Genomic DNA, 13,447 nt, shown 5'->3' with positions numbered 1-13,447 from the left:
TTTACATCATTATATTACAACCCAATTCAAAACAAAGCAACATAAAAAAATAGTAATTTTACTATAAAAAAATGCAATTTTCTTAAATCCCTCTTTTTCTAAATTCAATAGGTGTATATCCGGTATAGTTTTTAAATAAACGAGAAAAATAATCCGGACTGCTATAACCAAGTTTTTCACTTACCTCATAGTTTTTGTAGTTTCCTGTACGAATCAGATATTTTGCATGTTCCATCTTAACCTTTGTGACATAATCACTAAAATGATACCCTGTCTTCTTCTTGAAAAGCTTTCCAATATAGTCGCTTCTCATATGCACTTCCTGTGCTATTTTTTCAAGACTTATGTCATCTTCCACATGATTTAGAACATATTCGCAAGTCTTTTTAACAATACTGTCTGGCTGATGTAGTTCATATTTCCTTACTGTTTCTAGCATTCTTCCAATATATTCAACAAATCTTTTTTTCAAATCCTCTGCCCCTCCGCCATAAGGTATACTATCCCATGATTCCATCTTTTCAACTATTCCAAGCCACGGGTAAACAACAGCCATTTCCTCCGATAGTTTCGTGAGCACTTTTTCAAGCAGCATGTCCATTTTATAAAAATTATTCTCACATGTATTAGAAATATCCAAAAAAGTCCTTTCTGCCTCCTCTAAAATCTGTGAATCTCCTGACATAAGTAATGAGACAAGATTTATCTCCCGTTTTTTTGGATAATAAAACTGAAGATTTTCTTCAAGCAGTTTTCTCTCCTCTTCAAATTTCATTTTTTGTAAATTCTTTTCATCCAAATGCCTTTTAGTTCTTTCTAGAGTCTCACCTAACACGTCGTCATTCACAGGCTTGGTCATGTAGTCAAATACTCCAAGACGAATGCCTTGTTTAGCATAATTAAAATCACTATGGGTACTTAGAAATATTACACATACATCTACTTTTGCAACCTTAAGCTCATTCAGAAATTCTATTCCATCCATGCCCGGCATTTTAATATCAGTAATAACCAGGTCAAATTGTCCTGATTCAAGCTTTTTTAGAGCTTCTTTCCCATCACAAGCCTCTTCTTTAATTACAAACCCATTTTCACTCCATTTTTTAAACCGTTTAAGCATATATCTTGTTGTTTTGTCATCATCAACAATCAATACTTTATACATGCTTTCCCTTCTCTCCTATTTCAACTATCTTTCTTTTTTCCTTAATTCTCATAATAATTTTATGTAAAGTTTCTGCCGCTTCTTCAAGATTATAGGATAAGATTTTTTGATTCAACTGGTTGTACTCCCTTCTATCTAATTTTTTCGAAAGATAATACTTACATGATTCAAAGAGGTCTTTAGCTCTTGAATCTCCCTCTTTTAATAAATTAAGAAGATCCTGTAGGATATTTCCCATGTTCTCAACAACCAATCTTTTATCTTCTGTATTTTCTTGATTTAGTACGGTGTTTATAAATTTAGTCGCACAATCACAAACCGCCTTTAGCACATTTTCAAAATCTTCTTTTGCAGATTCCATTTCCTCATCTACCCTGTTTACAATAGCTTTTTCCAGTCTTGCAGACACTTTCATAAGACCGTTTGCCCCAATATTGCCTGCAATGCCTTTTATTGTGTGCACAAGTTTCTTAGCTTCTTCAAAATCTTCTACAGATATAAAATAATTTACCTTTTTATCATCTTGCCCGTGATTACAAATAAACTGTTCAAGGATGTCTTTATATTTTGCCTTTTTGCCACCCATTCTTTTAATTCCGTTTTCAAAGTCAATACAATTTTGAAAATCAGATTCTTCTTCAAAAGGTTCATCAAAAACCTGAACACTATCTTCAATATTTAAAAAACTTTTCAAAGCATTCATAAGTTTTACCGGATTCAAGGGTTTAGTCAAATATCCGTTCATACCGGCCTCTTTCGCTTTTTGAGCCACCCCCTCCACTGCATCTGCCGACAATGCGATAATGGGCAGATTGTCAGTACCCTGTAATGCCCTTATGCGGCGTGTAGCTTCATATCCATCCATCTCGGGCATTCGAATGTCCATTAAAACTGCATCGTATAATTTTTGTCGTACCATTAGGACTGCTAAAGAGCCGCTTTCGGCGGTATCAACATTAAAACCAAAATTTTCAAGAATTTCCTTTGTCATTTGCAAATTAATCTCGTTATCTTCTACAAGCAGGATCTTTTTTTGCTTGAAAATTCCTTTTAATACTTCTATTTTATTTTCATTTTGTGTAACCGGAATTTTATCTAATATTTCAAACTTAGCTGTAAAACTAAATGTTGAACCTTTTCCTACCTCACTTTCGACATAGATTTCACCATCCATGAGTTCAACAATTTTTTTACAAATGGCCAGTCCAAGACCTGTCCCTCCATATTTTCTCGAAGTAGATGCATCACCCTGTGTAAAAACTTCAAAAATGGACATTTTCTTTTCTTCGGGTATACCTATTCCGGTATCAGAAACGTTAAACCGGAGAATAACAATGTTTTTTTCTTTTTTAACCAATTCAACTAGAATATATAGACTTCCTTCATGAGTAAACTTTACTCCATTTGAAAGAAGGTTTAAAATCACCTGCTTTAACCTGGTAGTATCACCTTTTAAATACTTTGGTACATCGGGTTTAATATCAAATTTAAGCTCAAGTCCTTTTTGTTGGGCCTCAAAACCAACCATGCTGCAAAGATCGTTTATGATGCTGTAAAGGTCAAATTCAACTGCTTCAAGAGTCATTTTTCCTGCTTCAATTTTTGAAAAATCAAGTATTTCATTGATAATTCCCAACAGGTTTTTTGCCGCCATCCCGATTTTTTCGGAATATTCCTTTTGTTTGGGTTGAAGATGGGTATTTTCAAGGAGATATTGATATCCAATAATGGTATTTAAAGGTGTTCTTATCTCATGACTCATATTTGCAAGAAATTGGCTCTTTGCACTGTTTGCCAGTTCTGCTTCTTCCTTGGCAGCTTTCATAGTTTCCTCCGCACGTTTCCTTTTAATCAGTTCATCTTGAAAGGAATTATATAATTGATTAAAGGTCTGTGCCAGCATTCTCAACTCCTGCGACCCTTCTGGTGTGAGACTGAAAATTTCATTACTAAAGGAAAAATCTTTTAATAGTTCTGTATAATTCTTTATTGGATACGTAACTTGTGTAAATAATATTCTTATTAGCACAGCAATTGCACACATAATAATCACTGCCAGTATGGCCTGCAATATTGCAGCCCTTGTTGTTGCTTTACGTGCATTCTCCAATTCAGCTTCCAACCTGGCATTCATGATTTTCTGGAATTGCGCGATAGGATCCATGATACTTCTTTTGTCTGCATCATACTTAGCGTCAAACATGATATCCCGTGCTTTTGCCAATTTCTCATCCTTGCTGAGTTGTTGATCTTCACTGCTCAAATGAAAACTTGCCACTTCAGGTACCATATTGCTTTCAGCTTCACCCAATGCCTCCAGGACCAGTCGCATCGACCGTCTCTCGGTTTCAACAAGGGCGTCTGAATTTTTTTTAGCTTCAGCCAGAAGTGCCAATTCATCGCTTGGCGAATTTAATTCTCGGAGTCGTGCTATAACATTGTCCCGTGTTTTCGTGATATTTATTTCTTCCCAATATTTTTTCAGATGAGTGATGTCTTTAGTAACAGCGTATTTTCTCGCTTCATCTGTAAGATAATCCGAGGCATCCGCCAGATTGATGCCAAGTTGCTTAAACTCGGTTCTTCTCTTTTCTGCTGTTCGTTCAGCTTGAATACTAGAGTTCATATATAAAATACTAGCTCCAAGGAGTATTGCTATAAAGAAAAATATCCCTAACATTAGCGCACTAATCGTCGATTGCTTTATGATCATTTTTGATTTCATACAAAATGTTTCCAACACCTCCATGCAAAAATAAATGGTGAATATATCGATCCGGATTTTTTTAATTTATAAAAAAAAGGCATAGAAACAAGTTTGTAAGTTCTTCAAACTTGGCCTCTATGCCTTATTAATTTATTTTAAACCAAAAAAACTGCTTTTACAATAGCTTAAAAATATTAAAATATTAATTATACTTGCCTTAATTCAATCGCTCAGTTAAAATATATATAAAATTATGCTGTAATCAGGAGTTGGTATTCTTGGGAAAAATTCATCTAATAAGTCAGCCAGAAATACTGTTAGTGGATGATACCCCTGAACACATAGAAGCCGCCGTATCCGTACTTCGCGAAAACAATTTCAGAGTAAGAATCGCAACAAAAGGCAACACTGCTTTGAAATTAATCAAACAACATCAACCAGATCTCATCCTTTTGGATATATATATGCCGGAAATGGATGGTTTTGAAATCTGTGAAATTATTAAAAGTAACAGTGATTTTAGCAGCATACCGGTTATCTTTTTAACTGCCAGCAATGATGAAGAAAGTATCAAGAAAGGGTTTGCGCTCGGTGCTCAGGATTATGTTGTTAAACCCTTCAATATCTCAGAATTACTTGTACGTGTAAATACGCATATAAAATTGAAACAACAGACCCAATCCCTTAGAGAAGCAAATCGTGAACTTGATAGCTTTTGCTATTCTGTATCTCACGATTTAAAAGCTCCCTTACTGTCCATTAGCAAGCTAATCGAGTATCTTGCGTCAGACTACCTTGATAAATTGGATAGTGAGGGACAGGAGCTAATTAATAATATTCGGGAAAAATCGATGGAAGTAATAAATATCATTGACCATTTGCTTGAGTTTTCCAAGATGAGTGAAATGCAGATGCAAACTGAGGTTATCCATCTGGAGCAGTTGTTTCATAAGGTTTATGATGAACTTATAAAACTTCAGCCCAAAAGGCAAATCAAATTTAATGTAAAGCACCTTCCTGATATAAAAGGCGACCCTGTAATGATAAGACTTCTTGTTTTGAATATTCTTTCCAATGCTCTAAAATATACTCGCAATAGAAAAAAAGCAATCATTGAAGTCACATCGTCCGAAAGTGAGAGTGAATATATCATTTCAGTACGGGATAATGGCGTGGGCTTTGATATGCGGTACGCTTCAAGGCTTTTTGGAGTATTTCAAAGACTTCACTCGCAGAACGAGTTTGAAGGCTCCGGTGTAGGATTGGCAATATGTCAAAAAATATTAAAGAGGCACCATGGTAAGGCTTGGATGATAGGTGAGGTAGACAAAGGTGCAACCTTCTACTTTAGCTTTCCAAAAACATAAATTTTTAACCTCTAGTTCCACCCTAGAAAAAATAATGAAAAAGAGCAACACCTTGTGGCATTGCTCCTTAATCACAGTAGTAAAATTATTCCAACTCCGCTAATCTTGTTAATATTTTATTGCTTCTTTCAATAAATCTGGTCATGGCTTCCGATTCCAGTTGTTTGTGGCTCATCATTGCGAGGTCGTAAATCTGCTCACAAATCATCTTTACGTCTTCTTTCTTTTCCGGTTTATCCTTTAATGTGAGAATCATTTTGATCAGGTTATTATTTTTATTCAATACCAGTGTCTGCTCTTCGGGGAACATGGCTCTCATGTCCATGCCGCCAAACATTGCGCTCATTTCCTGCATTCTTCTTGAATGCTCGGATAATAGTATCATTCCGGAGACATTGGCAGCTTTTAGATTCTCTACCTGTATCTTCAACTTTTCGTTATTTAATGTCTCTTTGAATATCTTCTCCAGACTTTCCTTTATATTTTTATCAGCAGTTTCATCCTGTTTATCTTCTGTATTTTTCAAGCTTTCAGAGAGGTCGGAATCTATACGGTTAAACTTCACATCCTTTTCCTGAATCTCGAGGAACTGGATAAAATGCGTATCAATTGTTGAAGGCAGCAATATTGCATCCAATCCCTGCTCTTTAAACAGGTTAATATATTGGGCCTGCTGCTTTTCATTTGTTACATAAAATACTTTGTTTTTATGCCTGGATTCATTCTTTTCTAAATATTGTTTTAAAGTAACATATTCCCCGTTAATTGTTTTATAGATGATAATATCTTTTACTTTTTCATAGAATTTATTGTCACGGATACATCCGTATTTAATAAACGGATGGATGTCATCCCAGTAACGGTTATAGTTTTCTCTTTCGGTATTGAAGAGTCCGGTCAGCTTATCAGCAACTTTCTTTGTAATATGACTTGAAACCTTCAATACATAACCGTCATTTTGCAGGAAACTACGGGATACGTTCAAAGGTAAATCAGGACAATCCAGCACACCTTTTAGCAGCATTAAAAACTCGGGGATTACCTCTTTAATATTATCGGCTACAAATACTTGATTATTATATAATTTTATCTGTCCTTCAATACTTTCAAATTCATGCCTCAACTTAGGAAAATATAAAATACCCTTCAGGTTAAACGGATAATCTACATTTAAATGAATCCAGAACAAAGGTTCATTAAAATCATGGAATACTTTCCGGTAAAAGTCCTTGTATTCCTCATCAGTACAATCCATAGGCTTTTTGAGCCATAGTGGGTGCGGATCATTAATAGGCTTTGGTGCTTCCTCTTTTTCACCGTCTTTTTTATCCTTCTTCTCAGGGTCTGCATTCTCCAAATAGATCTCAACGGGTAAGAATGAACAATATTTTAGTAATATCTCTCTTAACTTAAATTCATCCAGAAACTCCTCGCTGTCTTCGGCAATGTGTAAAGTAACAGTAGTACCCCTTTCAGCGCGCTTGGAAGTATCCATCTCGTATTCTGTCCCGCCGGAACAAATCCATTTTACCGCTTCAGCATCTTTTTGGTAGGAAAGGGTATCAATTTCAACGCGACCGGCTACCATAAAAGCTGAATAAAATCCTAATCCAAAATGCCCGATAATTTGACTGCCTTCATCCGTCTTATCCTTGTATTTTGCCAGGAAATCCTCCGCTCCTGAAAAAGCAACCTGATTAATATACTTCTTAACTTCTTCGGCAGTCATACCAATACCATTATCTATAAACTGGAGCGTTTTATCTTTTTTATTAAAGACTACTTTTACATAATATTTTGTATCTTCAGGAATTTCCGCTTCACCAATTGCGGATAATTTCTTTAATTTACTAATTGCATCGCAACCATTGGAAACTAATTCCCGGACAAAAATATCTTTATCAGAATACAACCATTTTTTGATAATAGGAAAAATATTCTCAGTATGTACCGCAATATTCCCATTTTCATGAATCATTACAACCCCTCCTCATCTTAAGTGTTTTGTTTTCTATTCATAAACTATATAAGTCATAAGACTTATAGGATATTTAGCTTTTTGCATTTTATATTTTACACCTGGAAAAAATACATTGTCAAGAAGAAATTAGCACTCGTCGTCATAGAGTGCTAACAACATACCTCCGAAGCCAGTAGTAATATATATAAATAACACTAAATATATGACATACATTGTGACGGGTAAGTAGCATCACGTATAGAATGTTGCAGCCGGAAAATCACCCTCTCTATTATATGGAACAACGCTGGCACAAGAATCATAAACTGTATTAAGCCAAATCATATTTTTATTAAAAGGAGTTATCGATAATGGATATGTATAGAAATAAAATGATGTGTCCCTACTGGGGGGGATATATATTTTTTAGCCCTAATAACGAGCCTTATAGGAAAATGCCAGAATCAAATAGGAATATAAAGGCGATTGCCCACATAGTTGGAGGACCACTCGCTCCACAATTAAAAGGAACCGTGCTTTTTGAAGATGCACCCGGGGGTACCAGGGTAACGGTAGAAGTGACAGGTCTTCCACCATACCAGCCTGCCCAAGGGGATAAGGCCCCTGTCGGTCCTCACGGGTTTCATATACACGAGTTTGGAAATTGCGAAGTAGGTGATCCCGAAAATCCATTCCAGGCTGCCGGAGAACATTGGAATCCCACCAATCAACCCCATGGCAACCATGCAGGAGATTTTCCGGTATTATTTTCAAATAACGGTTATGCCAGGATGTGCTTTTTCACTAATAAATTCAAACCTATAGACGTGATAGGCAGGGCTGTCATTATACATCAAAATCCCGATAACTACCGTACCCAACCGGCCGGTGACGCAGGCAAGCGGCTGGCATGCGGGGCAATTAAAGCAGCAAGCTCCTTTTAATGTGTTGCATTAAAGCAGCTTTGCTGCTTTTTGTCCTTGCCTAAGAAAGTATATCAAAAAAAACAAAAGCGCATAAAACATTTACTATTGCATTTATATAAATGAATATCTATAATATAACTAATACAGTTTTGGAATGAATTTACTCTATTTATTATTGTATATTTAATTTATTAATCATAGGAAACAACACAGAATAATATCGATAACCTATATCAAAATTATAAATAAACTAATGTAGTTATCGATGAAATTAACCAACTTTAAAGCTAAATATTTGGCTTTAAAGTTGGTTAATTATAAAAGAATATTAAATAATTTTAACAGTAATTAGGCAGGAGATAGGAAATGGACCGATATCAGTTAACAAAGAAAATTGCTATTTTAGGCATTGCAGCAAACATATTATTATTAATTCTAAAGTTAATAGTAGGATTTATCAGTAGAAGCCAGGCCATGATTGCCGATGGCTTTAACAGTGCAGGAGACGTATTTGCTTCTGCAATGACTTATGCCGGAAATAAAATTGCCAGTCAACCGGAAGATGATAACCATCCGTATGGTCATGGCAAAGCAGAATATATTTTTTCCATGATTATCAGTTTTTCTCTCCTGCTTGTCGCCTATAAAATTTTTCGCAGCTCATTGGATGCCATTCTTCACAGGGAGACATTTATTTTTTCCTGGTGGCTGACCGGAGTTGCTTTGCTAACAATCATATTAAAATCCGGACTGTTTATATATACACGAAATGCCGGACGCCGCGAAGACAATCTGCTCATCCTCGCAAATTCTGAGGATCACCGGAATGATGTATTTGTTACCTCTTCTACTTTGCTCGGCATTATTTTTGGCAGTCAGGGAATTTACTGGATTGATGGCGTTGTAGGAATCGGGATTTCTCTATGGATTGCCTTCATCGGTATCCGCATTTTTAGCAGTTCCTATCATGTGTTAATGGATACCACTATCGATGAAGCGTTAAAGTCAGATATTATAAAAGCAATCGAATCCATTAACGGGGTAGATCATGTGGATGACGTTACCGCAAAACCTATAGGGCTTGGATTTATCATCATTGTGAAGGTTTCAGTAAAGGGTGATATGACAGTCCGGGAGGGACACAGCATCGCAGCCCAAATAAAGCAGAAGGTAAAAGGCTTTAAACACGCAAAAGATGTGCTGGTGCATGTTAATCCTGCTTAATGAGAAACCAAATTATCAGTAAAAGATTTTTGAATCGTACTTTTTTGAATCGTACTTTTTTGAATCGTACTTTTTTGAATCGTACTATGGAAAGAATGTTGAGGAAAAGCTTAGAGCTTGTTAGCGCAATGGATATTTGGCTTTTCATTAAAGAGCCAGTATAACTTTATATTCAGAGGTGATTCTATTGACTAAAGAAACTTTCTTACACCACGAAGCACATGTATGGTATTTATTTCACAGCGGTTTTGCTATTAAAACTCCAAATCATTTTATTGTTTTTGATTATTATAAAGACACTCCTGTTCGGCAGCCTCCCTGTTTGGAAACAGGAGTAATCAACCCTTCAGAAATACAAAACAATGCTGTCCTGGTATTTTCATCCCACAGCCATTATGACCATTTTAATCCCACGATATTAAAATGGAGGACAAGGATCAAAGATATAACGTACATTCTCTCATCCGATATTAAAGAAAAACAGGCAGACGACATTCTTTTTGTCAGTCAGGGTAACCACTATGATGTAAACGGTGTCCAGGTAGATGTACTTGGCTCTACCGATATAGGAGTGTCCTTTCTGGTAGGTATAGATGGATTGACTATTTTTCATTCTGGTGACTTAAATTGGTGGCACTGGAAGGAAGCCAGCGAAAATGAGAACCTCCAGATGAAAATAGGTTATAAAACCCAAATAGATTTATTAAAAGGAAAGAAAATAGATTTAGCTTTTATTCCTGTGGACCCGCGGCTTGAGGAATTCTACATGCTCAGTCTGGATTATTTTATGAAAACTGCAGGTGCAGCTATGGTTTTTCCGATGCACTTCAGCGATAACTTTTTAATTTTTGAAATGCTTAAACGTGACGCAAGCACAAAGGATTACTACACAAAAATAGTGAATATTACCCATAGAGGGCAGCAGTTTATCTACAAGCCTGTTTGATAGTCAACCTTATGAAATTTTTGACCCTGAACATACATGGAAGAGAAAGACTGTTACTAATTTCTACGCCAAAAAACTTCAGGTTAAAATTTTTGAAAAAGGAATATGTGTGTACGATAGTCCGGATTTGGATACTATTAGAAACTACTGTGAAGAACAGATTAACGCGTTATGGAATGAAGTCTTGAGATTTGAAAATCCGCATAGGTATTATGTAGATCTATCCAAAGCATTATGGGATCTTAAGGAAAAATTATTGCAGGAGCAAGCACTTAAATGATGGATAAAAGGCATCGATTCAATTATAGTTTTTATATTTCAGTTTTTTCAAGGATTAAGTAATAAATAATTGCATTTATTGTACAAAAGAGTCATAGAAAGCTATGACTCTTTTCTTCATAATTCCATTTATTTTAAAATATCTGTTAACCGCAATGTCCTTTAACATCTTCTCTTTTTACCATATTAATATGCTCAATACCGGCTTCCATATAAGTTTCTCCATAAGGGACGAATCCCAGCTTCTCGTAAAATTTTTGTACTTTAGTCTGGGCATGCAAATGAACTTCCTGAGCGCCCAAATCGAAAGCTTTACGGACAAGCATCCGAACTACTAAATCGCCTAAGTGTTTTCCCCTATATTCACTCAACACGGCAATCCTGCCCAATAAATACTGCCCGCCTGTAACAACTAGCCGCCCCGTTGCTACCGGAATATTATTTTCATAAACAACAACATGATGGGCTGTTTTATCTAATTCATCCTTTTCCAGTTCTTCTGGAACCTTTTGCTCTTTTATAAAAACTTCTTCACGTATTTTATAAGCGTGAGACAGGTCTTCACCTTTAGTAAGCCACTTTGTTGTTATCATAAATTTCTCCCTCTTGATTATGCTATATGTTTAGTTTAATAAAAAAACTTTTCTTCTGACATGATAAACATTAGCCATATGTTACCACCTCATGTTTATGATAACATATGTTAATATTATAAGCAACTATATATATCGACATGGGGACGGTTCCTCAGTCGCATGAAAAGCGCATTCGACAGACGAACCCTCCCCAAGTCGCACCGTCCCTATAAGCCGTTACGCCTGACTTTTGTTCAAGAAAAGGTATTGCTTTAGCCGCCAATTCATCTGGAAAACAATGTGCATGTATATCAATTATCATAACGTTTTTTAACCTCCAATAAGAATTACCTTTATTTCATATCCCTATACCTGTTTTTACTTATTAACCAACATTCCCCATCCAATTCACTCTCCATTTTGCCTTTCTCTATCTGCTCAAGAAAATCTGACACATCCTCAATAACCCTATCAGCCGCCTTGCTCCACAAAATAAGATGCCCTGATTCCTCATAGAATTCAAGTTTCTTGCACTGTGAACCAATATGTCCGTATATGTAAGTTGCACTACTCTTTCTCACGGTATCGTCTTCCAAGGCTTGAACCGTAAATACTGGACATTTTATTTCTTCCAGTATTGGCTTTGTCCTGGATAATAACAATCTAAAATTCAACAAGGCATTGAAAGGCAAACTTCGGAAAGAAGCAATGTATCTGCGAATATTGTTTAGTTTCCTTACCTTTAAGTCCTCAATAATATTTATGATAACTCTTTTCAAATCCCAGTAATAAATTGGAGTATTCAGTGTTACAACTGCATCCACTCTGTTATTCAATACAAGCTGGAAAGCAATCAAGCCTCCCATAGAAAAGCCCACCAGATACAAAGTATCACACTTTTCCTGCAGTTTATTATATCCCTCCTGCGCGGAGGCAATCCAATCCCAATAGGTACATCTCTTCATGTCCTCCCGTTTCCCTGTATGCCCTTTTAATGAAGGGCATTCCACTCTATAACCCTGTTCTGTCAGGAAATCTGCCAACGGTCTAATTTCATCCACATTTCCACCAAACCCGTGTATTAAAAGGCATCCTATTGCAGCTCTTCTATTTTTAATATCTAACCTCTCTGGCATCTCCCTTTTCTCCCTTCTAACTCTCGAACTGTTCGCAATATCACTGTTTTATTCATTATTCTGTTTTAAGAGTTACTTCAACAATTTTTTGCCTATTAAAAACCCTCTGTGGTATGATCCTGTTTCCCAATCCCCTGCTCACCACCATTACAGTCTGATTCTCTTTATATACACCAGATGTGTAGCGAGGAAAAAATCCTCTAAATTTTTTCAACAGTGTAAGAGGACACTTTATTCAAAACTCAACAATCCACTCTCCATACATGTCACTAAATCCAGTTTCCGCCTCATGCCTCTAAAGTCAATCTCAAGAATGGTTCTGTCATTGACTTTTTCATGGACTGCTGCAGTGAACCCTTCACCAAACTTTTTATGATGTACAATGACACCTTCACCGATTTTGTTCAGCATTTCACTATTCATACAAGCAACCACTTCGTTCACAAATACCGACCTCGGTTCCGCAATCCCGTTTTTACTTTGTGGACTGACCAGATAAAGGTACTCCTTTGCTCTTGTCATACCGACATAAAATCTTCCTTTCATTAAAATCTTACTTTTGTATCAGACATAGTTCTTACTCTATGGAACTATAATTTTAAGTACATGCTTATATATATATATGAATATATAAGTATGATACTCCTAATTTTTATATATGTCAATAGTAACTGCAACATTTAGAAAAGAAAAAAGTGCATGAAGTTTTTCTTCACTGCACCCTTTTTGTTTAGATAATTAACCTAACCTATCCTACTTATCAAATCTGGTTATTTTTTACCCTCTGTATCAAATCTTTTACTTTCTCTTTAATAATATCCCTTGTTTTTCTATAATCTTCTATCGGGCCACCTGACGGGTCAGCAAGCCCCCAATCCTCCCTATGCTTGCATGGTACATAAGGGCATTCTACATTACATCCCATCGTTATTAAGATATCTATTTCTGCTGGTATATCACTTAACAACTTGGGATGATGACCGCTCATATCTACTCCTGCTTCTTCCATCACTTGCACTGCCAATGGTTTTACTTCAGGATAATGTTCTGTTCCTGCCGAATATGCTTCTAATACATCACTTCCTAATTTCTTTGCCCAACCTTCTGCCATTTGAGAACGACAGGAATTGTGGACACATACAAATGCAACTTTCTTTTTCAT

Annotated in this window: 12 protein-coding genes; 5 read left to right on the top strand and 7 right to left on the bottom strand. The window is 36.0% G+C overall.

Going from position 1 to position 13,447, the window contains the following annotated elements; genetic code table 11:
- Nucleotides 1-82: 82 nt before the first annotated feature.
- The gene (locus CIB29_RS00360) at nucleotides 83-1,165 is read right to left on the bottom strand and encodes a response regulator transcription factor (protein ID WP_094545654.1); all 1,083 of its coding nucleotides are present in this window, start codon (nucleotides 1,163-1,165) and stop codon (nucleotides 83-85) included.
- Nucleotides 1,158-3,878: a hybrid sensor histidine kinase/response regulator gene (locus CIB29_RS00355; RefSeq protein WP_242965005.1), complete on the bottom strand. Its 2,721-nt coding sequence runs from the start codon at nucleotides 3,876-3,878 to the stop codon at nucleotides 1,158-1,160. Before CIB29_RS00355 ends, CIB29_RS00360 begins: the two co-directional genes overlap by 8 nt.
- A gap of 272 nt (nucleotides 3,879-4,150) precedes the next feature.
- On the opposite strand from CIB29_RS00355, the gene CIB29_RS00350 reads away from it, so the two are divergent.
- The gene (locus tag CIB29_RS00350; protein WP_094545650.1) at nucleotides 4,151-5,239 is read left to right on the top strand and encodes a hybrid sensor histidine kinase/response regulator; all 1,089 of its coding nucleotides are present in this window, start codon (nucleotides 4,151-4,153) and stop codon (nucleotides 5,237-5,239) included.
- Between the two features lie 85 nt (nucleotides 5,240-5,324).
- Here CIB29_RS00350 and htpG read toward each other — a convergent pair whose 3' ends face one another.
- Nucleotides 5,325-7,217: a molecular chaperone HtpG gene (gene htpG / locus CIB29_RS00345; protein ID WP_094545648.1), complete on the bottom strand. Its 1,893-nt coding sequence runs from the start codon at nucleotides 7,215-7,217 to the stop codon at nucleotides 5,325-5,327.
- A gap of 437 nt (nucleotides 7,218-7,654) precedes the next feature.
- Here htpG and CIB29_RS00340 point away from each other — a divergent pair, with 437 nt between their 5' ends.
- The 4 genes from CIB29_RS00340 to CIB29_RS00325 all read left to right on the top strand — a co-directional run bounded on the left by CIB29_RS00340 (nucleotide 7,655) and on the right by CIB29_RS00325 (nucleotide 10,575).
- A complete protein-coding gene (locus CIB29_RS00340) occupies nucleotides 7,655-8,143 on the top strand; it encodes a superoxide dismutase family protein (protein ID WP_094546002.1) in 489 nt (162 codons plus the stop codon).
- Between the two features lie 348 nt (nucleotides 8,144-8,491).
- On the top strand, nucleotides 8,492-9,349 hold the full coding sequence (locus tag CIB29_RS00335; RefSeq protein WP_094545646.1) for a cation diffusion facilitator family transporter: 858 nt from the start codon (nucleotides 8,492-8,494) through the stop codon (nucleotides 9,347-9,349).
- Nucleotides 9,350-9,536: 187 nt separating this feature from the next.
- A complete protein-coding gene (locus CIB29_RS00330) occupies nucleotides 9,537-10,295 on the top strand; it encodes an MBL fold metallo-hydrolase (protein ID WP_157910158.1) in 759 nt (252 codons plus the stop codon).
- Nucleotides 10,252-10,575, top strand: coding sequence for a hypothetical protein (locus CIB29_RS00325; RefSeq protein WP_157910176.1), 324 nt, complete (start codon nucleotides 10,252-10,254; stop codon nucleotides 10,573-10,575). Before CIB29_RS00330 ends, CIB29_RS00325 begins: the two co-directional genes overlap by 44 nt.
- A 145-nt stretch (nucleotides 10,576-10,720) precedes the next feature.
- Here the strand turns inward: CIB29_RS00325 and CIB29_RS00320 are convergent, their stop codons facing one another.
- The 4 genes from CIB29_RS00320 to CIB29_RS00300 all read right to left on the bottom strand — a co-directional run bounded on the left by CIB29_RS00320 (nucleotide 10,721) and on the right by CIB29_RS00300 (nucleotide 13,447).
- Complete coding sequence (locus CIB29_RS00320) at nucleotides 10,721-11,167, bottom strand: GNAT family N-acetyltransferase (protein WP_094545641.1); 447 nt, start codon at nucleotides 11,165-11,167, stop codon at nucleotides 10,721-10,723.
- 335 nt (nucleotides 11,168-11,502) lie between these two features.
- Nucleotides 11,503-12,285 (bottom strand): alpha/beta hydrolase, encoded by a 783-nt coding sequence (locus tag CIB29_RS00310; RefSeq protein ID WP_094545639.1) that lies wholly within the window; start codon nucleotides 12,283-12,285, stop codon nucleotides 11,503-11,505.
- 231 nt (nucleotides 12,286-12,516) lie between these two features.
- A complete protein-coding gene (locus CIB29_RS00305) occupies nucleotides 12,517-12,807 on the bottom strand; it encodes a hypothetical protein (RefSeq protein ID WP_094545636.1) in 291 nt (96 codons plus the stop codon).
- Nucleotides 12,808-13,045: 238 nt separating this feature from the next.
- A complete protein-coding gene (locus CIB29_RS00300; RefSeq protein WP_094545633.1) occupies nucleotides 13,046-13,447 on the bottom strand; it encodes an arsenate reductase ArsC in 402 nt (133 codons plus the stop codon).

It is taken from the genome of Petroclostridium xylanilyticum, from assembly GCF_002252565.1.
GTDB classification, from domain to species: domain Bacteria; phylum Bacillota; class Clostridia; order SK-Y3; family SK-Y3; genus Petroclostridium; species Petroclostridium xylanilyticum.
The sequence above is the reverse complement of the archived record's forward strand: the minus strand, read 5'-3'. Positions and strand labels throughout refer to the sequence as shown.

Excerpts from the sequence above, each read along its gene's own strand:
- CIB29_RS00310 (WP_094545639.1), bottom strand. The coding sequence starts at position 12,285 with ATGCCAGAGAGGTTAGATATTAAAAATAGAAGAGCTGCAATAGGATGC.
- CIB29_RS00335 (WP_094545646.1), top strand. The coding sequence starts at position 8,492 with ATGGACCGATATCAGTTAACAAAGAAAATTGCTATTTTAGGCATTGCA.
- CIB29_RS00300 (WP_094545633.1), bottom strand. The coding sequence starts at position 13,447 with ATGAAAAAGAAAGTTGCATTTGTATGTGTCCACAATTCCTGTCGTTCT.
- CIB29_RS00340 (WP_094546002.1), top strand. The coding sequence starts at position 7,655 with ATGCCAGAATCAAATAGGAATATAAAGGCGATTGCCCACATAGTTGGA.
- htpG (WP_094545648.1), bottom strand. The coding sequence starts at position 7,217 with ATGATTCATGAAAATGGGAATATTGCGGTACATACTGAGAATATTTTT.
- CIB29_RS00355 (WP_242965005.1), bottom strand. The coding sequence starts at position 3,878 with ATGATCATAAAGCAATCGACGATTAGTGCGCTAATGTTAGGGATATTT.
- CIB29_RS00305 (WP_094545636.1), bottom strand. The coding sequence starts at position 12,807 with ATGACAAGAGCAAAGGAGTACCTTTATCTGGTCAGTCCACAAAGTAAA.
- CIB29_RS00320 (WP_094545641.1), bottom strand. The coding sequence starts at position 11,167 with ATGATAACAACAAAGTGGCTTACTAAAGGTGAAGACCTGTCTCACGCT.
- CIB29_RS00360 (WP_094545654.1), bottom strand. The coding sequence starts at position 1,165 with ATGTATAAAGTATTGATTGTTGATGATGACAAAACAACAAGATATATG.